Source organism: Neobacillus sp. SuZ13 (genome assembly GCF_030123365.1).
Classification (GTDB): domain Bacteria; phylum Bacillota; class Bacilli; order Bacillales; family Cytobacillaceae; genus Neobacillus.
In genome coordinates this window covers 5586840-5609707 of record NZ_CP126107.1, presented here as the reverse complement: position 1 = coordinate 5609707, position 22868 = coordinate 5586840, and the positions used below count along the sequence as shown (strand labels likewise).

At 40.6% G+C, this 22868-nt stretch carries 11 protein-coding genes, 3 rRNA genes and 1 pseudogene; 8 read left to right on the top strand and 7 right to left on the bottom strand.

Going from position 1 to position 22868, the window contains the following annotated elements; genetic code table 11:
• The first annotated feature begins 12 nt into the window (after window positions 1–12).
• Window positions 13–3975, top strand: a complete 3963-nt coding sequence (locus QNH17_RS27525; RefSeq protein WP_283876504.1) for a PAS domain S-box protein — start codon at window positions 13–15, stop codon at window positions 3973–3975.
• Window positions 3976–4237: 262 nt separating this feature from the next.
• A complete protein-coding gene (locus QNH17_RS27520; RefSeq protein ID WP_283876503.1) occupies window positions 4238–5146 on the top strand; it encodes a Gfo/Idh/MocA family protein in 909 nt (302 codons plus the stop codon).
• Window positions 5147–5543: 397 nt separating this feature from the next.
• Here the strand turns inward: QNH17_RS27520 and QNH17_RS27515 are convergent, their stop codons facing one another.
• Window positions 5544–6503, bottom strand: a complete 960-nt coding sequence (locus tag QNH17_RS27515; RefSeq protein ID WP_283876502.1) for a hypothetical protein — start codon at window positions 6501–6503, stop codon at window positions 5544–5546.
• A 378-nt stretch (window positions 6504–6881) separates the two neighbouring features.
• On the opposite strand from QNH17_RS27515, the gene QNH17_RS27510 reads away from it, so the two are divergent.
• Window positions 6882–8294 carry an Ig-like domain-containing protein gene (locus QNH17_RS27510; RefSeq protein ID WP_283876501.1) on the top strand — a complete coding sequence of 471 codons (1413 nt, stop codon included), beginning with the start codon at window positions 6882–6884 and terminating at the stop codon, window positions 8292–8294.
• Between the two features lie 139 nt (window positions 8295–8433).
• Here QNH17_RS27510 and pdxR read toward each other — a convergent pair whose 3' ends face one another.
• Entirely contained in the window at window positions 8434–9843 is a 1410-nt protein-coding gene (gene pdxR, locus QNH17_RS27505; protein ID WP_283876500.1) for a MocR-like pyridoxine biosynthesis transcription factor PdxR, read from the bottom strand.
• Between the two features lie 121 nt (window positions 9844–9964).
• On the opposite strand from pdxR, the gene QNH17_RS27500 reads away from it, so the two are divergent.
• Together QNH17_RS27500 and QNH17_RS27495 are read left to right on the top strand one after the other, a co-directional pair.
• The gene (locus QNH17_RS27500; RefSeq protein WP_283879613.1) at window positions 9965–10660 is read left to right on the top strand and encodes an aspartate/glutamate racemase family protein; all 696 of its coding nucleotides are present in this window, start codon (window positions 9965–9967) and stop codon (window positions 10658–10660) included.
• 395 nt (window positions 10661–11055) lie between these two features.
• Window positions 11056–11844 (top strand): annotated as a pseudogene (locus tag QNH17_RS27495) (GNAT family N-acetyltransferase).
• A gap of 256 nt (window positions 11845–12100) precedes the next feature.
• On the opposite strand, the gene QNH17_RS27490 reads toward QNH17_RS27495, so the two are convergent.
• Window positions 12101–12370: an excalibur calcium-binding domain-containing protein gene (locus QNH17_RS27490; protein WP_283876499.1), complete on the bottom strand. Its 270-nt coding sequence runs from the start codon at window positions 12368–12370 to the stop codon at window positions 12101–12103.
• A gap of 755 nt (window positions 12371–13125) precedes the next feature.
• Here QNH17_RS27490 and QNH17_RS27485 point away from each other — a divergent pair.
• From QNH17_RS27485 to rrf, 3 genes are all read left to right on the top strand, one after another.
• Window positions 13126–14663 (top strand): 16S ribosomal RNA (locus QNH17_RS27485).
• Window positions 14664–14860: 197 nt separating this feature from the next.
• Window positions 14861–17795, top strand: a 23S ribosomal RNA gene (locus tag QNH17_RS27480).
• Window positions 17796–17871: 76 nt separating this feature from the next.
• A 5S ribosomal RNA gene (rrf, locus tag QNH17_RS27475) occupies window positions 17872–17988 on the top strand.
• Together the 16S, 23S and 5S rRNA genes form the textbook arrangement of a ribosomal RNA operon.
• A gap of 396 nt (window positions 17989–18384) precedes the next feature.
• Here the strand turns inward: rrf and QNH17_RS27470 are convergent.
• The 4 genes from QNH17_RS27470 to QNH17_RS27455 form a co-directional block, all read right to left on the bottom strand.
• On the bottom strand, window positions 18385–19509 hold the full coding sequence (locus tag QNH17_RS27470) for an oxygenase MpaB family protein (RefSeq protein ID WP_283876498.1): 1125 nt from the start codon (window positions 19507–19509) through the stop codon (window positions 18385–18387).
• A gap of 155 nt (window positions 19510–19664) precedes the next feature.
• The gene (locus QNH17_RS27465) at window positions 19665–20021 is read right to left on the bottom strand and encodes a cupin domain-containing protein (protein ID WP_283876497.1); all 357 of its coding nucleotides are present in this window, start codon (window positions 20019–20021) and stop codon (window positions 19665–19667) included.
• A 26-nt stretch (window positions 20022–20047) separates the two neighbouring features.
• Complete coding sequence (lsrK, locus tag QNH17_RS27460) at window positions 20048–21607, bottom strand: autoinducer-2 kinase (RefSeq protein ID WP_283876496.1); 1560 nt, start codon at window positions 21605–21607, stop codon at window positions 20048–20050.
• A 51-nt stretch (window positions 21608–21658) separates the two neighbouring features.
• Complete coding sequence (locus QNH17_RS27455) at window positions 21659–22579, bottom strand: sugar-binding transcriptional regulator (RefSeq protein ID WP_283876495.1); 921 nt, start codon at window positions 22577–22579, stop codon at window positions 21659–21661.
• Window positions 22580–22868: the final 289 nt, after the last annotated feature.

The window sequence follows — 22868 nt, the reverse complement described above, 5'->3', positions numbered from 1 at the left end:
TGGGGTATTCAAATGAATGTTGGATCTATTGCTTCCCTATTCGAAGAAAATATAGTACATAAAATTTTCGATAGCCCAGAACTTACGATTTGGTATAAAGACTTACAAGAGGATACTTTATGGGTTTCTAAAGGTATTGCTTCCATATTTGGGTATCCGCAAAAATATTTCTTCGAGAATCCCCTTATATGGTTAGAGTCGGTTTATCCGGAAGACAAATGGATGATTGAAGATGCAATCAACAGGCAATTAGTAGGGGAGTCAACAGTTGTAGAATATCGAATCATTCGTTCCGATGGTGAGGTTCGATGGGTGCAAGATCGTTCTCATCCAATCTTAGATGAAGTGGGAAAGGTTATCGCCATAAGCGGTTTTGTACATGACATTACTTTACAAAAAAGAGAATCTTTAAAATTACAAGAACAGCTTAAAATGAACGAAAACAATTATCGTTCACTCATAGAAAGTGAGGACCGATACCGAAGTTTAGTAGAAGTTTCTCCAACACCTATTATTGTTCATCAAGAAGGAAGAATAGTTCTTGTAAATCAAGCTGGATTAGAGGGGCTTGGTGCCGTTTATGATGATCAGCTGGTTGGCAGGGATCTCTTTGACTTTATTCATCCGGACAGTAGGCAAATCTTATCGGACCGTTTTAAGGAAGTGTTAGTAAATGGAAAAGTCGGCCCAAGTGAATGTAAATTAATTACCGTAGATGGAAAGACCATAGATGTAGAAGCATCTGGAACCAAAATTCTATTTAATGGGAAACCAGCCATTATGGCGGTTGGAATAGATATTACAGAGAAGAAAGCCTTACTTGAACAATTAGATAAAAATGACCAACGGTATAAATCGCTATTTGAACATAATGCCAATAGTGTATACTCGTTTGATTTAGACGGTAATTTTACTAGCTGTAATAGTGTTTGTGAAGAAGTAACGGGGTATCGTAAGGAAGAATTATTAAAGCCGATCAATTTTAAGGAAATGATTGTCCCTGAAAAACTGGAAGAAGTATTAGATCATTTTACACGATGCATTAAAGGAGAGGCACAAAATTTTAGAACCTCTATATTAGATCGGAAGGGTTCGATCATTCATTTAAATGTGACAATGGCACCTATTTTCGTAAATGGAGAAGTTAATGGTGTTTTTGGGATATCTCAGAACATTACGAAACAAGTGGAAATTGAAATAGCAAATGAACATATGGCCTACCATGATTATTTAACAGGTTTGCCAAATCGCAATAAGTTAAATTCAAGTCTAACAAGCGAACTGGTCAGTGCGGCAAAAAGAAAACAAAAATTGGCTGTTTTATTTATGGATCTTGATCGGTTTAAAGTGGTCAATGATACCCTCGGTCACAATACAGGAGACGATTTGCTTAAAGAAGTAGCCAAACGGCTTACCTTTTCTTTAAAAGATAAAGACATCGTTTTTAGGCAAGGCGGCGATGAATTTATTATCATTCTGAAAGACGCTGATCGAGATGTGGCTGCAAAAGTGTGCAGGAGAATTGTGGATGTGGTGGCTGCTCCATTTAGGATTCAAAATTATGATATCTATGCTCGTCCGAGCATGGGGGTCAGTATATTCCCAGAAGATGGAGAAACGGTGGAAACCTTAATTAAGCATGCTGATTTTGCCATGTACCAAGCTAAAAAGGAAGGGAAAAATCATTTTAAGTTTTATTCATCGAATAATCAGGCTTCCAATATAAATCCCTTGGCATTGGAAATGGATCTTCATAAAGCGATTCAACAAGAGGAATTACTCCTCCATTATCAGCCGAAAATGAGTTTAAAAACAGGAAAAATTGTAGGTGTAGAAGCCTTAATCCGCTGGAATCATCCAGAATGGGGCCAGGTAGCACCTGGAACCTTTATTCCTATTGCAGAGGAAACAGGATTAATTATTCCTATTGGTGAGTGGGCTTTATACACTGCTTGTAAGCAAAATAAAGAGTGGCAGCAAAAAGGATTTACCACCACGATTTCTGTCAATCTATCAGCCAAGCAATTTACACTTTCTAATTTAGATGAAACAGTTGCTAGGATCCTGAACGAGACAAGGCTGGAGCCCCAATATTTAGAATTAGAGATTACCGAAAGCATAACAGCGAATATAGAACGCACCATTACAACCTTACAAAAGCTTAAAAAGATTGGAGTTCGCCTTAGTATTGATGATTTTGGGACAGGTTTTAGTTCTTTGAATTATTTACAAAAATTCCCTTTGGATACTTTGAAGATTGATCAGTCCTTTGTACGGGGACTGCAAAATAATCCGAATGATGAAACGATTGTAAAAACCATTATTTCAATGGCCCATAATTTGAATTTAAACGTAGTTGCTGAAGGAATTGAAACAAAGAAGCAACTAATGTTCTTGCAAGAACATCTTTGTGATGAAGGACAAGGGTTTCTATTCGCCAAACCACTTTCAGCAAACGAATTAGAAAATTCGATCGTTAGCATTCAGAAAATAGTCAAGGATTATGGAATCTCGCAGGATGTTAATGAACGCATGTGGTCCGAAGAATTAGTACGTATCGCCAAAAAAGAATTAAATGAAACGATTCGCCTGCAGCAGGGAATGACCTTTAAATATAAAAAAATAAACGGTAAATTTATTCACACCTTGTGTGATGGTGAATTATTGTATAGCTTAGGCCTTATTCCGAGTATTGTAGTAGGAAAACAGTTGAGTGATTTTCTTCCGAAAGAGATGGCAGAGAATAAGCAAGCATACTACCAAAGAGCGTGGAATGGGGAAGAACATGTTCATTATGAAGAGAAACTTAATGGAATCTCTTATCTAGCCGCGTTAAGACCCATTAAACGTGGTGGCGAAGTAGTGGAGGTAATTGGTTCATGTATCGATATTACCGACCGTAAGAATGCTGAAAAAGCCTTGCTTGAGAGTGAAAGTAAATATCGGTTGATTGCTGAAAACATGACAGATTTAATTATTTTATTCGATTTAAAGGGGAAAGGAATCTATGCATCCCCATCACACGAATCCGTCCTTGGTTACTCACCAGAATATTTTGAAGGAAATAGTACGTTAAATCTTATTCATCCTGAGGATGTGGATGGGGCCATGGACCAATTCGCGGAGGTGATCAGGACTAAATTACCTGCAAAAGCTGAGCTGAGGCTGTTACATGCAAATGGTGAATGGAAATTATTTGATTGTACAGGAACCCCCGTCGTAGATGAAAATGACGAATTTGAACACATTATGGTTGTAGGAAAAGATATTACAGAGAAAAGAAAAGCGGAAGAAATGCTATTGAATGCTGAGAAGTTGTCATTAGTTGGTGAGTTGGCCGCAGGGGTTGCACATGAGATTAGAAATCCACTAACATCTATAAAAGGGTTTATCCAATTATTCCGAGAAGGTTTCGTAAAAAATGAATACTTTGACGTCATCCTGACGGAGTTTAATCGGATTGAGGAGATCATAAAAGAATTTCTTTCACTTGCCAAACCACAAGAAATTCAACCTAAGTTAGTTCAGATCCCTTCAATGTTAAAAGAAATTGAAACACTACTCGAATCAGAAACAATCCTTAATGATGTTGACTTTTCAGTTGAAATGGAACCGAACCTCCCATTGGTTATGTGTGATGCCAATCAAATTAAACAAGTATTAATCAATCTTTGCAAGAATAGTTTTGAAGCAACGGATAAAAAGAATAATGGTTTCATAAGAGTCAAAGCTTTTATCAATCAAGAATATTTCACCATCCAGATAAGGGATAATGGTATCGGAATAAGCGAAGAACGATTAAAAAGACTAGGTGAACCTTTCTATAGCAACAAAGAAAAAGGAACGGGATTAGGGGTGATGACCTGTTTCAGGATTATCAGACAACATAAAGGAACACTGACATTTGAAAGTAAAGAAAATCACGGTACAACGGCTGAGGTTAGGCTGCCACTTGCTTTAGGTGAAGGTCAGTGATCCATATAGTACTAACGGCTGAAAGATTTATGAACTACATGCAATTGAACAGGTAGATAAAGTTAAATAGTATGATTTGATAAAAAACATCACAAAAAAGTATTATTATAAAAAGAAAATTCAATTACCCAAAAAAGGCGACTCGGTTATCCGATTCGTTTTTTTAATCTGGTAGGTGGGTGTTTAAACGCCCTTTGCCAAATTGATAAATAATGTCTATAACAGTATAATTTTCATTAGTGCCTATAATGGAGTGAAGAAGATGAAAATTGGAATTATTGGATTAGGTGATATTGCTAAAAAAGCCTACCTACCTGTTCTTTCCGAAAAAGAAGGTATTGAATTAGTGCTTTGTACAAGAAATCAAGACACGTTAAACAGCTTATCAAGAAAATATAGGATTCAAGAAAAGGTTCAGTCTGTAGAAGAACTAATCATGATAGGCATCGATGCAGCCATTGTGAGTACAGCGACAGAGGCCCATTTTGAAATAGCTGAAACGTTACTAAGAAATGGGATCCATACATACATAGACAAGCCGATTTCGATGAATTTTCATGAAACTGAAACAATTGCCAAGCTTGCAAAAGAGAACGGTAAGATTGCCATGGTTGGTTTTAATAGAAGATTTATACCGAAAGTCAAAGAGCTGAAAGAAAAGGGAAAAGCCAACTTAATTATCATGCAAAAAAATAGATTCTCAGCTCCAGACTTTGTAAGAAGGTTTGTTGTGGAAGATTTTATCCATGTTGTCGATACACTCAGGTTTTTGATGGATACAGAGGTCAAAGATGTCAAGGTAGAGTACCTTAAAAATGGTGAAATGCTTGAACATTTGGTCATCACACTCATTGGAGAAGGATGTACCGTTATCGGGATCATGAACAGAAATAGCGGTGTCACAGAAGAAATCATTGAGTACATGACTGGACATGATAAATACGTCGTAAACAGTCTCGTAGAAACAACTCACTATCATAATAAAGAAATAAATATTTCAAAATTCGGTGACTGGGAGCCAACCCTGTATAAACGCGGCTTTTATCAATTATTAGATCATTTTATTGATTGCGTTCAAAATAATAACACACCGGAACCATCTATTGATGATTCACTGATTACCCATGAAATTTGCGAGAAAATCGTGAAATATATTGATTCAAATGAATGAAGATTTCGGTACTGATTGAATAAAATATTAACAATATGTCCCCTTCACACAAAGTGGAGGGGATTTCTGTGCTTAAAAAGTAAGCATTTTTACGCAAACATCGTTGTTTTAAATCAAAGTCAATCAAATCAAAGCTTCATTTCGGTGTAAATCTGCCCCTTAAACAATAAATCTCATCGTTTTTATACGCCTAACTAGTCTATGGGCGAATTATTGTGTTTAATGAGCGAATTTTAAGCATCAATGAGCGAATTCCGTTGTACAATGAGCGAATTTTCACTCCCAATGAGCGAATTTAAGAAAGCAACAATCCCTTAGAAAAAATTAATAAAGAACAATGGGAATCGACCTAGTAGTGTATCTCATGGAACTACGATATCTCGCTCTCTGAGAATTTTTATAATATTAATGGCATTGCGGTTGGCCGTTCATGAATTGGCAGTGTCATTGGATATAGGGAGTGTCGGCTGGCTTGATTTATCCTCGCCCAATTTCTCGGAAGATATGTTTGACGGTCATATGATATAGAATAGTAATTCTTGCTCAAACCAAGACTAAACTCCATTTCCGCATCAGATAAATCATACTTATCCCTAAGTACTTCATGAAAAAGCACGCAAAACTTATTCTCTGCGATTCCGTAAAAATAAGCGAATGGATTCCTGACATTTCTGTTGAACTTCAACTTCCTTATGAGCTGCTTGAAGGATTGGATAGCCACATCTTGGATTTGGTGTAGATCAAGTTCCCACCTGTAGCTAGCCGCAGCCAAATTCACTGTCCTCCAATACTCTTCGATGGTCATTGCTTCAGGAAAAAAGCATTTTACTAGCTGGACAAAAGGTTGTGGAACTCGGTCACTCACATAGGTATGGTCTAATACGGACGATTCTTCTTTACGTTCTTTTATCTTTTGATCTTTTTCAGTTTTTAAAAGATTATTAGTTTCTTTTGGGTGGTCCAGTATTTCCTCTTTAGGTGGTTCATTTGCAGGAAATCGATTGATGATATATAGATTACTAGATTGCGAACCATTCTTTCTTTCAGTTTCATAAACCGTTAGAATTCCCAATTCTTTTGCTTTTAGTATCATTCGTTTAAAGGTTGAGCGCGAGATTCCATTAAGGTGGTATTCTTCGTGAATCGCTTTTAAGACCGTTCCAATTTTGGCATTGCATACGCCAGGTAATTTTGAAGAAAAACGAACCAGCCGCTTAAACCCTACCAATTCCCCTTTAGAAAAATCATGCTTGTGAACGGTTAACCACTTCTCGATATGTGTATTCAATTCCTTCAGTGAAGAAAATTGTGAAAACTGCTCGAATCCCTCAATATTGCCTGACTTTAAACCCGTCATTTCCAGACACCCTCTACCGCTTATTTTGTGCTTTACAACCGCCAAATCAACAATTCCAGCACATTCATAATAGCGGTTTTGGCAGCACGAATCGAACGACTAAAAATCAAATTTGGAGCCGTTTTTGTAGTGAAAGGTGTCATTTTGGGGTTCAAATGTGAAATTTGAGGCCGATTTTTGCAATTTCAGCTATTTTTCATATCAATTTGAAGAACAAGTGGATGGCAGGAGGTAGCCAAAGTGGTTACTTCTCTTTTTATATAATCCCTGTATTTTTTGTAGAAAAATGCCTATAGAATCTAATGGTCGTGCCGGGAAGGATGTAGTAGTATAGGTATAGCATGGTGTTCTTTATAATGAAAAAACGGAGGGGATTTCGTGCGTAATAAAGGAATTTTGTCGTTGGCTGCAGTAGGGTTATTAGTTTCATCTTTGTCTATTGGTACTGTTAAGGCAGAAGGAAACGAGTATGAGTTATCAAAGAAATTCATTGAACGTCAGGTTGAAAAGCCACTCCAAAAAGGTATTATTAATTCTTATGCGCTAAATCAACTTGAAAAAGTAGTAAAAGGTTCTCCGTCTTATTCAGCAAAAAGCTTTAATAAAATGGGTGTTACGAGTAGTAGTATTCCTAGTAGTGAAGATTATTTGCTTGAAACGGAGCCCAACAATGATTTTGATTCTGCAGATGATACTTCATATGAAAAACCAACAATTGGTCAATTACTTCCATTGTTTGATCTTGATATTCATAAAGTAGTCGTGCCTAAGGATGGTATTTTATTAGTAGCTGGGGCAGCTAACTCGAGTGCTATTGATTTAGGATTCGCTGTAGAGCAAAAAGACTTTGTTGAGAATGATAAATTAGTATATTTAGGCTCGGAATTTGATGCGGCCGGGATTGAATACCAAGCGTACCAAGCTAAAGGTGGTACATACTATGTGGGAGTTCTAGATAAAGATAACTTCTATGATAACTACTTGGACAATAATACAGAAAATGATTTATACCTTATCGGTGCTGCATTTATAGACAATGTTGCGCCAAATAAGCCGAGTGTAAATAAGGTTGATAATAATGATACGGTTGTAACTGGAAAGGCAGAATCCGGATCTACTATTACTATTAAAAGTGGGAATACAGTACTGGCAACTGCCAATACTGCAACAACCACTGGAGCTTTCTCCGCAAAGATCGCTGTTCAAAAAGCAGGCACAAAGTTAGCCATTACAGCTAAAGATAGCGCTGGAAATGTGAGCGCAAGTTTGACAGTAACTGTTGCAGATGTTGTTGCACCAAGCAAGCCAGTAGTGAACAAGGTTGATAATAACGACAAAGTAGTAACTGGAAAGGCAGAGGCAGGCTCTTCAGTTATGGTTAAAAACGGAAGCAAAGTGCTAGGAACGGCGAAAGCAGCCTCTAATGGAGCGTATTCTGTGAAGATCGCTGTTCAAAAAGCAGGTGCAAAATTAACAGTTAGCGCTAAAGATGGTGCTGGAAATGTAAGTTCAAGTGCATCGGTAACTGTTGCAGATGTGATTGCACCGAAAAAGCCAACTGTTTATAAAGTAGATGATAACGATAAAAAAGTAAAAGGGAAAGCTGAAGCGAACTCAAGAGTTACTGTGAAAGTAGGAAGTAAAACCCTTGGCTCAGCTAATGCTGATTCAAAAGGAAACTACTCAGTAAAAATCAAAGCACAGAAAAAAGGAACAACACTTGCTGTAACTGCAAAGGATAAGGCAGGTAATAAAAGTAAAAAGAGAACAATCAAAGTTGTAAGACATTAAATCTAATGAATGAGCCAAGGATTAATTCCTTGGCTTTTCGCATTTTACCTTAGAAATAGGAGGCAAAATAACAGGTTCCATTATTGCTGGGAGCTTACTTCACTTGCAATATCTTGGAGAATAGGACAATCTTTCTTTTTTATTTTTGCTGATAATTCTCAATTGCATCTTTAAGTCTTTTTACTCCTTCCTGAATATCTTCCACTGTTAAACTGCCATACCCCATAATAATACGATTGATGTGGTACCCTTTTTTGATAGCATACCTTTCAACTGGATAGACTATAACACCATATTTTTGGATCCAATTCATTAATAAATCATTAAAGTTTACACCAGAGAATTCAACGACCAGATGCATTCCTGCTGCTTGACCTAAAATAACTGGACTATTAAAATTCTCGTACAAACTAGTTACTAGTGCTTCTCTTCGTTTTCGATAGATTTTTTTCATATTCCGAACGTGTCGGTCTAAATATCCTTCATTAATAAAACGTGCTAATACTAATTGCTCGAGTGATGAGCTATGGCGATCACTATACCATTTTATTTCCCTAAATTTCTCAATTAAATGGGTTGGAAGGATCACATATCCAATCCTTAATGCAGGAGAGAGGATTTTACTAAAGGTACCAACATATATTACACGTTCCCGATCAAGTCCTTGCATCGAATTTACGGCTGTTCCCTCATAAGTAAACTCACTATCATAGTCATCCTCTACAATGTAACAATTCATTTCTCGTGCATATTCAATAAGTTGGATCCGACGCTGAATTGGTAACGTCCCTCCTATTGGAAACTGGTGTGAAGGTATCACAAAAACAAAGCTTGGTATATTTGATTTAGAAAGATATTCAGGAATGATCCCATGTTCATCTACCTGTACCGGCTGGATCTTTGCACCTGCGAAAGAAAAAATATTTCTCATTTCATCGGTAACAGGATCTTCGACTGCTACATAGTTCTCCCTATGCGCTAATAAGTCTGTAATGAGGGAAAGACCCTGTGTTGCTCCAGCGGTAATAAAAATTTGATCTGGGTGACATTCAACACTTCTTGTTCTTGAAAGATAGATCGATAGTACCATTCTTAATTCTTTCATACCTAATGAGCTGTTGTAGCCATATATATAATCCGGCGCTTCAAGACAAACTTCCTTTGCAAGCTTCCCCCATATTTGTCGTGGAAAATGATCCGTTGCAGGATTCCCTGCTCGAAAGTCAATGACTCCCTCATCCTTAATTACTTGATGTTCTTCTTTCAAAATAGCATGTGGAGATTTTCTTTCTCTTATCTGAAAAGACGCTCCTGGAGCTACATATGTACCTGACCTAGGCCGTACAATTAAATATCCTTCTGCAACAAGCTGCTCATATGCTTCAAGTGTTACATTTCTTGATACACCAATGGAGATGGAGAGTTCTCTCGTTGAGGGAAGACGATCATTATCTTTCAATTTTTTCTTTAATATCATTTCCCTAATGTGCTCATATACCTGTTTGGTTAATGTTTTATTATGTGAGCGGTTTATTTGAAACGATAGCATGAGCAATCTCCTTTTAGTTAACTGGTACCATAAATATAATGATTAATTGGTACTAAACCATACCAGTATAGCATGCTATTATATTTTTAATAAATGAGGAGGAGGCTTATGTATGAATGATATGAAAACAATTGGATTAATAGGCGGTTTAAGCTGGGAATCCACTTCAGAATACTACAGTTATATTAATCGTTTTGTAAAAGAAAAATTGGGTGGATTACATTCGGCGAAGTGTTTACTGCATTCATTTGATTTTCAGGAAATGGTGGACCTCCAGCATAATGGTGATTGGGATCAAGCGACAACTCAAATGATTCATGCCGCTAAAACACTAGAAAATGGCGGAGCAGATATGATCGTGATTTGTACGAATACGATGCACAAAATGGCTCCAGAAGTAAAAAATGAAGTAAAGATTCCTTTACTCCATATCGTTGATACGGTGGCTGAAAAAATAAATGAACAAGGCATGACGAAAGTTGGATTACTTGGAACCAAATTTACAATGGAGCAGCCATTTTATAAAGAATATTTAAGTAAACATGGCATTGAGGTTGTTATTCCAAATGAAGAAGATCGAAAAATCGTACATGACGTTATTTATAATGAATTATGTAAGGGAGATTTTCAGGAGGCTTCAAAAGATAAATACCTCCATATAATAAACCGCCTTTCTAATCAAGGAGCTGAAGGAATCATTCTGGGTTGTACTGAAATCCCTCTTCTCGTAAAACAGGAAGATACATTTGTCCCATTATTTGATTCAACATTATTACATGCCAAAGCTGCAGTTGATTTTGCTTTTAAGAAGTGTTAAATAAAAAAGCCGGTCAATGACCGGTGAATTCTTTAAAACATTATAGTCTAACCTTAACCTCTGTACCGTCCTTAGACGTTCGGCTCACCATCCCCATTCAATTTGCCAATTTAAACATAGTATGTCAATTCTGTCCTCAAAATTTATTCATCAACAAGCAACCAAATGGACAAAAGATCACTGTTATATTCAGGGACAGTATTCCATCGGACAACATCGTAACTATTTTAATTATCGTTGATTCCAGCTCCTTACTATTAAATTCTTGATTTACCTTGTAAAAGGATATATCGACTATAGTTATTAATGCCTACAGTCTACGATATTAATAGATACATAGGGTATATTTCGACTTAGGAAGTATAATGTAATAAAACAATAAAGGAGACAATGAAATGGAAACACTTGATAAGATTTTTGAGCTTGAAATAGCGTACCTTGATACCTTTACAAACCGAATGAATACATAGTGGGGATATATTTTTCACAATGAAAATCAACCTTCATATTTTAATGCGAATCATGCCCATATCCATAAGGTTCCACAAAATCCGGAGTCTGTGATCGAGGAAGTGCTTCGATTCTATCAGGATAAAAGTTTAACACCAAGGTTTTATATCTATCGTTTTGAAGAACAAGCAAAGTTGATTGAAGCGTTGCAATCTTATAAGTTTCAGGTCGAGATCTTGGTTCAGCCAGTGCAGGTTTGGAATCAAGTGCGTACCGAGTATCAACCGAATGACAAGGTAACGATTGAGAGAGTAACAAAGGATAATTTTCAAGAAGCGTTAGAAATTGAGTGCAGTATTAAGGAATTTGGCGGTAGAGAAGTAAGGGAGAAGTCTTTTCCGGTAGAGTTTGAACATCCCACCTATACGCATTATCTCCTCCGCTATGATGGAGTTGCCTGTTCAAGCGCCTGCTTGTTTAAACATGAGGATCAAGTTCGTCTTGAGAGTGTTGCGACCATCGAAGAGTACCGAGGCAATGGGCTAATAGGGGAACTTATCTACTTTTTGCAAAAGGAAGTAAGTAAGCTTGGATTGAAGGATTTCTGGGTGTTCCCGATCAATGAGAGAGTGGAAAAGGTCTATTCGAAATATGGATTCCGTACGATAGCGAAACTGACCACAGGCCATGCATTTTTGTTTGGGAGAAGTATTAAGGAGATTCAGGGAAGTTAATGAAACTTGGGGTCAGTCCCCCGCTGCGTTAAAGTGGTAGGGGACTGACCCTTTTTCGACAATCTTTTTGACGATATAGATTGAGAAAACTATGTGTGGAGCGTGCGGAGGCAAATTTTAACCAAACGTTTGAATAGTATAGCCTAAATCGAAAAAGGTCGAATAAAAGCTATCTATCGTGTAGAAATAGGATGTGATTCTAGTTTGAAAGCAACTAAAAGAGGACTGATCATCAGTCCTCCTAGAGTCTCACCTATTAACGCTCACATGCAATTAAATCTTTATCGCGGTCACTTTTTTTATTTTTGTCATACAGTGCTTTTGAAACATAAGGCTTGTACTTAGTTTTTCCACCTTTGTTTTTAACCTTCGATGTACGTGCCACGCCACCTTTGAAGTCCTTATTCAAAGCAGTACAGTTTTTGTAAGTTTTAATCTTTACTTTTGCCTCCGCAGAATCAGTCAAACTGAAAGATAACCCAAAAACTAACCCCAAAGATAGTAAAATAGTAACTAACTTTTTCAATTTTATCCCACTCCTAATATTGAAATCTAATTTCCATAATAGGTTATTATTTGGTAATTATCAATACAAATATTGATTGCAACCTAGGAAGTTATTCAATTCGTACACCTTCTCAGGTAAAGTGCTAGTACTAAATGTTGTGACTAGTTTCGGTGCCTGACACCGTCCGATAATTGCTGAAATTTATGTGAGGATAGAAGGGGAAATGAATAGGTCTGTTGAACTATTGAATATCATTGTTTTTCAACTGCCGTTTTTGTTGTGACAGATGCGGCCAACCCGATCGTTATTGGATATGGAAGAAAGTTAGACAGTGATATTATTGGTTTACAGTAAGGAAATGACCCCCAAAGAGTGAAAAAAGGAATAGATTAGACCGTTGCAATGTTACTTGCAGCGGTTTGTTTAGTATCGTCCCATAGCAATTCGTTTAATTTATGATAAAGGATGGAAGATAGGAAGATGTCTTGTAATGAAATTTCTATAAAAAGAAAAACTACCTATTGTAAAAGTAAACAGGAGGTGTTATGATATGAAAGTTGCTTTTAACGACGGTTTGATAAGTTAAAAGCGAGTGTGAAAAAAGCTAAATTATTATATTGACATAGTAATAGAGAGTTGATATAATATTAAATGTCGCTTCTGGCGAGATAGATTGTTCTTTGAAAACTAAACAAACAAAATCGTGCAAACAAACAATAAACTTTAGTTTCAATTATGAAACTAAGCCAACGTAACAAATGAGCTAATCAACTTTCTTGGAGAGTTTGATCCTGGCTCAGGACGAACGCTGGCGGCGTGCCTAATACATGCAAGTCGAGCGAGACTCTTCGGAGTCTAGCGGCGGACGGGTGAGTAACACGTGGGCAACCTGCCTGTAAGACTGGGATAACACCGGGAAACCGGTGCTAATACCGGATAATCCTTTTCCTCTCATGAGGAAAAGCTGAAAGTCGGTTTCGGCTGACACTTACAGATGGGCCCGCGGCGCATTAGCTAGTTGGTGAGGTAACGGCTCACCAAGGCGACGATGCGTAGCCGACCTGAGAGGGTGATCGGCCACACTGGGACTGAGACACGGCCCAGACTCCTACGGGAGGCAGCAGTAGGGAATCTTCCACAATGGACGAAAGTCTGATGGAGCAACGCCGCGTGAGCGATGAAGGCCTTCGGGTCGTAAAGCTCTGTTGTTAGGGAAGAACAAGTACCGGAGTAACTGCCGGTACCTTGACGGTACCTAACCAGAAAGCCACGGCTAACTACGTGCCAGCAGCCGCGGTAATACGTAGGTGGCAAGCGTTGTCCGGAATTATTGGGCGTAAAGCGCGCGCAGGCGGTCCTTTAAGTCTGATGTGAAAGCCCACGGCTCAACCGTGGAGGGTCATTGGAAACTGGGGGACTTGAGTGCAGAAGAGGAAAGCGGAATTCCACGTGTAGCGGTGAAATGCGTAGAGATGTGGAGGAACACCAGTGGCGAAGGCGGCTTTCTGGTCTGTAACTGACGCTGAGGCGCGAAAGCGTGGGGAGCAAACAGGATTAGATACCCTGGTAGTCCACGCCGTAAACGATGAGTGCTAAGTGTTAGAGGGTTTCCGCCCTTTAGTGCTGCAGCTAACGCATTAAGCACTCCGCCTGGGGAGTACGGCCGCAAGGCTGAAACTCAAAGGAATTGACGGGGGCCCGCACAAGCGGTGGAGCATGTGGTTTAATTCGAAGCAACGCGAAGAACCTTACCAGGTCTTGACATCCTCTGACACTCCTAGAGATAGGATTTTCCCCTTCGGGGGACAGAGTGACAGGTGGTGCATGGTTGTCGTCAGCTCGTGTCGTGAGATGTTGGGTTAAGTCCCGCAACGAGCGCAACCCTTGATCTTAGTTGCCAGCATTCAGTTGGGCACTCTAAGGTGACTGCCGGTGACAAACCGGAGGAAGGTGGGGATGACGTCAAATCATCATGCCCCTTATGACCTGGGCTACACACGTGCTACAATGGATGGTACAAAGGGCTGCAAGACCGCGAGGTTTAGCCAATCCCATAAAACCATTCTCAGTTCGGATTGCAGGCTGCAACTCGCCTGCATGAAGCCGGAATCGCTAGTAATCGCGGATCAGCATGCCGCGGTGAATACGTTCCCGGGCCTTGTACACACCGCCCGTCACACCACGAGAGTTTGTAACACCCGAAGTCGGTGGGGTAACCGTAAGGAGCCAGCCGCCTAAGGTGGGACAGATGATTGGGGTGAAGTCGTAACAAGGTAGCCGTATCGGAAGGTGCGGCTGGATCACCTCCTTTCTAAGGATAAAGCTGGACCTGTGAGCCAGACAAAACAGTTTGTACACGATCTTTGTTTGTTTAGTTTTGAGAGTGCAATTCTCTCAAACCATTCGTTCTTTGAAAACTAGATAATCGTAATGAAGAAGCAAAGTAAACATCGAGTAATCGCCATTTTAGTTTTTCTCTCTTATTTAGTAAGAGTTATAAACCTTTTAGGTTAAGTTAGAAAGGGCGCACGGTGAATGCCTTGGCACTAGGAGCCGATGAAGGACGGGACTAACACCGATATGCTTCGGGGAGCTGTAAGTAAGCTTTGATCCGGAGATTTCCGAATGGGGAAACCCACTGTTCGTAATGGAACAGTATCTTTACCTGAATACATAGGGTATTGATGGCATACCCGGGGAACTGAAACATCTAAGTACCCGGAGGAAGAGAAAGCAAACGCGATTCCCTGAGTAGCGGCGAGCGAAACGGGACATAGCCCAAACCAAGAGGCTTGCCTCTTGGGGTTGTAGGACACTCAACATGGAGTTACAAAGGAACGGGGTAGATGAAGCGACCTGGAAAGGTCCGTCAGAGAAGGTAAAAACCCTGTAGTCGAAACTTCGTTCCCTCCTGAGTGGATCCTGAGTACGGCCGGACACGTGAAATCCGGTCGGAAGCAGGGAGGACCATCTCCCAAGGCTAAATACTCCCTAGTGACCGATAGTGAACCAGTACCGTGAGGGAAAGGTGAAAAGCACCCCGGAAGGGGAGTGAAATAGTTCCTGAAACCGTGTGCCTACAAGTAGTCAGAGCCCGTTCATGGGTGATGGCGTGCCTTTTGTAGAATGAACCGGCGAGTTACGATCCCATGCAAGGTTAAGTTGAAGAGACGGAGCCGCAGCGAAAGCGAGTCTGAATAGGGCGTATGAGTATGTGGTCGTAGACCCGAAACCAGGTGATCTACCCATGTCCAGGGTGAAGTCCAGGTAACACTGGATGGAGGCCCGAACCCACGCACGTTGAAAAGTGCGGGGATGAGGTGTGGGTAGCGGAGAAATTCCAATCGAACTTGGAGATAGCTGGTTCTCTCCGAAATAGCTTTAGGGCTAGCCTCACGTAGTAAGAGTCTTGGAGGTAGAGCACTGTTTGGACTAGGGGCCCTCATCGGGTTACCGAATTCAGACAAACTCCGAATGCCAAAGACTTATCCGTGGGAGTCAGACTGCGAGTGATAAGATCCGTAGTCAAAAGGGAAACAGCCCAGACCACCAGCTAAGGTCCCAAAGTATACGTTAAGTGGAAAAGGATGTGGAGTTGCTTAGACAACCAGGATGTTGGCTTAGAAGCAGCCACCATTTAAAGAGTGCGTAATAGCTCACTGGTCGAGTGACTCTGCGCCGAAAATGTACCGGGGCTAAACGTATCACCGAAGCTGTGGATTGACATCTTTGATGTCAGTGGTAGGAGAGCGTTCTAAGGGCGTTGAAGCTAGACCGTAAGGACTGGTGGAGCGCTTAGAAGTGAGAATGCCGGTATGAGTAGCGAAAGATGAGTGAGAATCTCATCCACCGAATGCCTAAGGTTTCCTGAGGAAGGCTCGTCCGCTCAGGGTTAGTCGGGACCTAAGCCGAGGCCGAAAGGCGTAGGCGATGGATAACAGGTTGATATTCCTGTACCACCTCTTTATCGTTTGAGCAATGGGGGGACGCAGGAGGATAGGGTAAGCGCGCTGTTGGATATGCGCGTCTAAGCAGTTAGGCTGAGAGGTAGGCAAATCCGCCTCTCGCGAAGGCTGAGCTGTGATAGCGAGGGAAATTTAGTACCGAAGTTCCTGATTCCACACTGCCAAGAAAAGCCTCTAGCGAGATAAAAGGTGCCCGTACCGCAAACCGACACAGGTAGGCGAGGAGAGAATCCTAAGGTGAGCGAGAGAACTCTCGTTAAGGAACTCGGCAAAATGACCCCGTAACTTCGGGAGAAGGGGTGCTTTTTGAGGTGAATAGCCTCGAAGAGCCGCAGTGAATAGGCCCAGGCGACTGTTTAGCAAAAACACAGGTCTCTGCGAAGCCGCAAGGCGAAGTATAGGGGCTGACGCCTGCCCGGTGCTGGAAGGTTAAGAGGAGGGGTTAGCGCAAGCGAAGCTCTGAATCGAAGCCCCAGTAAACGGCGGCCGTAACTATAACGGTCCTAAGGTAGCGAAATTCCTTGTCGGGTAAGTTCCGACCCGCACGAAAGGCGTAACGATCTGGGCACTGTCTCAACGAGAGACTCGGTGAAATTATAGTACCTGTGAAGATGCAGGTTACCCGCGACAGGACGGAAAGACCCCGTGGAGCTTTACTGTAGCCTGATATTGAATTTTGGTACAGCTTGTACAGGATAGGTAGGAGCCTGAGAAGCCGGAGCGCTAGCTTCGGTGGAGGCGTCGGTGGGATACTACCCTGGCTGTATTGAAATTCTAACCCGCACCCCTGATCGGGGTGGGAGACAGTGTCAGGTGGGCAGTTTGACTGGGGCGGTCGCCTCCTAAAAAGTAACGGAGGCGCCCAAAGGTTCCCTCAGAATGGTTGGAAATCATTCGCAGAGTGTAAAGGCACAAGGGAGCTTGACTGCGAGACCTACAAGTCGAGCAGGGACGAAAGTCGGGCTTAGTGATCCGGTGGTTCCGCATGGAAGGGCCATCGCTCAACGGATAAAAGCTACCCCGGGGATAACAGGCTTATCTCCCCCAAGAGTCCACATCGACGGGGAGGTTTGGCACCTCGATGTCGGCTCATCGCATCCTGGGGCTGTAGTCGGTCCCAAGGGTTGGGCTGTTCGCCCATTAAAGCGGTACGCGAGCTGGGTTCAGAACGTCGTGAGACAGTTCGGTCCCTATCCGTCGTGGGCGCAGGAAATTTGAGAGGAGCTGTCCTTAGTACGAGAGGACCGGGATGGACGCACCGCTGGTGTACCAGTTGTTCTGCCAAGAGCATCGCTGGGTAGCTATGTGCGGACGGGATAAGTGCTGAAAGCATCTAAGCATGAAGCCCCCCTCAAGATGAGATTTCCCATAGCGCAAGCTAGTAAGAACCCTGAAAGATGATCAGGTTGATAGGTCAGAGGTGGAAGCGTGGTAACATGTGGAGCTGACTGATACTAATCGTTCGAGGACTTAACCATTTTTAAGGTGAACTCTGAGTTTACAAACTTCTTCTGCATTATCTAGTTTTGAGGGAATGAAACCTCAATTAAATAGTCTGGCAGCAATGGCGAGAAGGTCACACCCGTTCCCATACCGAACACGGAAGTTAAGCTTCTCAGCGCCGATGGTAGTTGGGACACGCGTCCCTGTGAGAGTAGGACGTTGCCAGGCAATAAAAAGACAATCAGAGATGGTTGTCTTTTTTTGTATGCATAATTTTGATGCCTGTCACTCCAAGGTTTGTCGCTTTTTTAAGGGGTAAGGTTGAATTAAAAACAAATGCTGCCAAAAGGGCAGCTACGAATCATCATTTGTTTAATCCGGAAATTTTGAAAAAGGTTATTCTTATTTCAAATGTGTTTTTATCTTTTTAGCAATAATGTCCGTTGCTTTTTTCGGATTTAAACGATATAAAAAATACATTATCTTTGCATCATTTCCAGCTAATACTCGGTATTTTTTATTTTCCATTCCTTTAATAATGATCGCAGCAGCTTCATTTGGGCTGAGCATTTTATATGAAAGGGGATAGGGGATTATGTAATTACGCAAAATCCCAATATTGTTTCATTGTTCCACCCTTTTTTCCTCAATCCCCCAAACCTTCCGCAGTTCAGTTGGTATGAGAAAGGGTGTATACTCATAATCGGTCATTGCTAGTGACTGACGCTTAATTAAGGCTAACCCAAGCCGATTGACCATACTTCCAAAAAAGCCTGTATAATCTGAATCAAGAAAAAAGCCCATTAGCTCTTTGAATTTCATAAGTTTTTGCCAATTGGAGTGTGGTACTTCCATCCAGTCTGCTATTTCGTCCCCTACGGTTTCTCGAATTAGAGCAGGGATCATGTTGTCAAACATCTCACCGGGAATGAGGCCTGCGTGAAATTCAAGTAGAGCACGGGTCATCTGGACTCCTTCAGGAGATGGTCCATGGTGTCTTTTTTTAATCATTTTCTCCAACTGCTTTGACTCTTCCATTGTTTCTGGGATAATATCTTTCCGAACTCCTAACATGATCCCGACGATTTTCCAAAAGTAGAGGTAATCTTCCGCTTGTTTCTCTGTTACTTTCATCCCTAAGTGACGAAGCCCATCTATGACGACTTTGGAAAAGGTTAATAGAGTACCAAGCAGATCCTCCTGACAAATCGGGATTCCATTTTCTTTTTCGTCCCATCTGCCGGTCTTTTGAACCAAATGCCGAATGGCTGAGTGCATTAAACGGACTTTTTGAATCGCCTTGATTCCTTGCCCTCCGGATTCAAGACCGCCTGGAGCCATGATATGAAGAACAAATTGCCCTGTTTCCGCTATCCTGCGGTAAGCATTTTGGCCTAAGCGATAACTGAATGTAAGGACCTTTACACCTTTACCGGCAGCGTAACAATTCACAAGTGAGGATGTTGATAATAAGAAGGTGATGGCAATCCCATGCTCCCGAAATAAATCAGTAGCATTTCTTATTCTGGCCCAATCCACGCCTTCTGGGCAAGAGGCGGTATTCTTCAGCCAAAATTCAATGGTATCAGGCAGCTCTTCAGGGTACTCCTGGTCATTGTGCATCAATTGCTTTAACAAATTGTTTACGGAGCCAACCTGACTGTTCTTGAACAATTCTTCGATTATTCGGTCCAGAACTGGATCGCCTTCCATCCGTAAATTCTCCAAAAACTCGTCTGTATATAACATTCATTTCCCCCTCGATACTAACCCTTGGTAGATTAAAAGACTTGAAACATTTTACATATATATTCCTATTAGTATTCTAATATGAAAAGTGCCTGACATCCCCCGCATTTTGTCGAATTCATCGACATTATTTGGGAGTGTCAGGCACTGTTCTTTTAATTACCGTATGGACTGTATTCGACCTCCACCTTATCATTTTCTTGGTAGGGTGCCAGCATAAAGGCCGCTTTAAAGATGGTATCTCCCTTATTAATTAAATAGTGGACCTTTTTTGGCTCCACATGAATAAAATCTCCTCGTTTACATTGGAAAATCTCCTCGTCAATATGAATTTCTAGTTCGCCCTCTAAAATAAAGAAGTTTTCTTCCATAAAGTTATGATAATGTGCCGTAAAATCCTGTCCTGGCTGCAGGACAACGATACCAAAGTTCATTCGGGGTCCTTTTTGCAGGTACTTAGGACCACTATCACCAAATCGGTATTCACGCTCATTCTCGTTAATAACAGTCATTTTTTTGTTTCACTCCTTTAGATGTCTTATAATCCTGGGGCAATCCACATATGGTTTGTGTATCCTTGATCTGCTAGATCTAGTTGTACCTTGTACACAGCCTCCCACTTTTTATATAACTCTTCATAAATGAAGTGATTCGATTCGTTTGGTTCGAAGGTTTTTTCGAATTTAACAACTTTAGTAATGGCTTCATTAAAACTTTCATAAATGCCTGCTCCTACACCAGCACAAATGGCCGCACCTAGAGCTGTCGATTCCTTTACAACTGGAACTTTCACTTTTATATTCAGAACGTCCGCAACAATTTGACACCATAAGTCACTTTTTGAAGCCCCGCCTCCAAACACAATCGATTCCGGTGATTTGTTTGTTATTTTGGAAATGATTTCGATATTGCCCTTTGTGACAAGAGCGGCATTTTCCATAATGGCCCGGTAAAATGTTGCTTTATTATAGGAGCTATCAAATTTAAAATCTATGAAACTTGGTGCCGCATGTTTCCATGAAAAGTAGTTCATTTTATCGGAAAACGTGCAAATCATTCCATTGCAGCCTGCCGGTACATTATGGGCTCTTTTCTCCATTTGGGCATAAATGCTTTCCCCGCTTTCCTTCTGAAGAAAGGCTTCAAGCTCACAAAACGTATCCCTGAACCATCTCATGATCAGTCCGGGAAAGAAGGCGATGGCTTCGTATTGCCAGGTATTTGGGATGGCATGGCAATTCACCCTAACTTTGCAATGATCTTTGATTTCTACATGGTTGGTTGTATATTCATATTGCCAAAAGCTCCCGCCTAAAACAGCTGCATCCCCTTCATTGATGACCCCCATGCCAATGCAGCCTAATTGGGCATCGCCGCCTCCTGCCACAACAATTGTTTGAGTGCTTAATCCAGTAAGTGCTGAGAACTCATTAGTCACATGGCTAATAATGGTTCCGCTTTCATTTACAATTGGAAAAATATCACTTCTAAGACCTACCTTCTCAGCAATGCCAGGATCCCAAACTCTTTTCTTAATATCGAAAAGGCCAGTGGTGCAGCCATTAGAAGGTTCAACAGAGATCACATCGGTCATGCGATATGTAATCCAGTCGTTCAGCATCGTAACGAATCTAACTTTGTTATAGGTTCCAGGGATATTATTTTTTACCCATAGGATTCTTGGAATTGCACCTAATGAAAAGGTCTGTCCAGAGATATGGTGAATGTCCGCTTCGATTGTGTCACTTATTTTACAAAGGTGAGCCACTTCATCATTTGATCTTGAATCCACGTTGGCACAGGCCCATAATTCCTTCCCATTTTCATCGTATAGGACAATGGCTTCACGCATACTTGTGGTTGAAATAGCCACAATGTTTTCAGGGTTAACTTTACTCCTTGCTAAGATTTCCTTTATTAGATTGATGATCATGTCTATATTTTTCTCGATATCAAAGTCCATGGAACCTGGATACCGTTTATCTTCATGATGGGTCCATTCTGATTGTGTAACAAATTGTTCATGGCCAAGTGTGTTAAATAAAATGACTCTGACACTGCCGGTTCCGGCATCAATCGCCATTAAGTACTTTTCCATGCTTTCCAATCTTCCTTTCTATCATTATTGGGATTCATGATCCGGAGCTTTTCATTGGATTAGACTTTTGGCAACTACTTCATCTGTAATTAATACATCGATATAGCCCCCTTTTAGGGCGCCGATAATCGCCTCTCTTTTTTCAACTCCTCCAGCCACGGCAACCACATGGTTAAGTGATTTTAATAAATGAATATCGGTACTAACCAGTTGCTTATGCAAGGGAAGATTTAGAACATGGCCATTTCGATCATAAAATTGGCTTAATAAATCTCCTGCAGCCCCCAAAGATTTATAGATTTCCATTTCATGCGTGCTCAAATATCCTTCCTTCACAAGGGTGGCCCGTTCGTTTACTGCTCCAATGCCAATAATGGTGATCGTAGAGTAAGGGATCATTTCAAAGATTTTCTTGATTGGTCTTTCATTAATCAATTGTTTGGCGAGGTGTTCTGAAGATACTAATAATGGGGCCGGCATAATGTAATGGTTGTGATTCTGATTGATATAATAATCGGATGAAGAATCGATCGCTGTTGGAATGTAGAATTTTACACCTCCTGATAACGAGACGAAGGTGACTTTATACTTTGTGGAGATATTTAAATGTCCCAAGGTTCCTGAAACGGCTTGCCCATACCCAACATTAATCATGGTGTCGCTGTTAATTCGGTCTTCAATATAGTGGGCGGCGGCCTTTGTCAGACTATTTAACGGATTTTCGTTAGAGGCAGGGACAATATAAATATCTTGTAATTGATATTGCTGCTTGATTTGATTCTGCAAATCGATGTTAACCAATTTTTCCAGGTTAATTTTAAATTGGATAATGTTATTGCCTTTCGCGATATCTAGGTATTTAATAACTTTCATTCTAGATAGATTTAAAGACTCTGCGATCTCATTTTGCGTCATTCCTTCAATGTAATATTTCCATGCGATTTTTATGATCAGGCTATTTTCATATGACATGTTATTCACTCTCTACAGTTTATTTTTGAAACAAAAGTTTTATGTTAAAACAATTGTGATACTTTTGCTGTACGTTAAAACAAAAGTAACAGCAGTTACCATTCAAGCACCCTTCTATATTGTAATAAGCATGTAATGAATATTATGCCTAGTTCATATAATCTACGAGGGATCCATTCATTAGGTGTTTTGGTTTATTTTTCAATATAGAAGGTTTACTAGCTAATAATATGTTTCATCGTTAATAAAATGTATGAAACTGTAATACGCTTAATAGTAAGCGGTTACA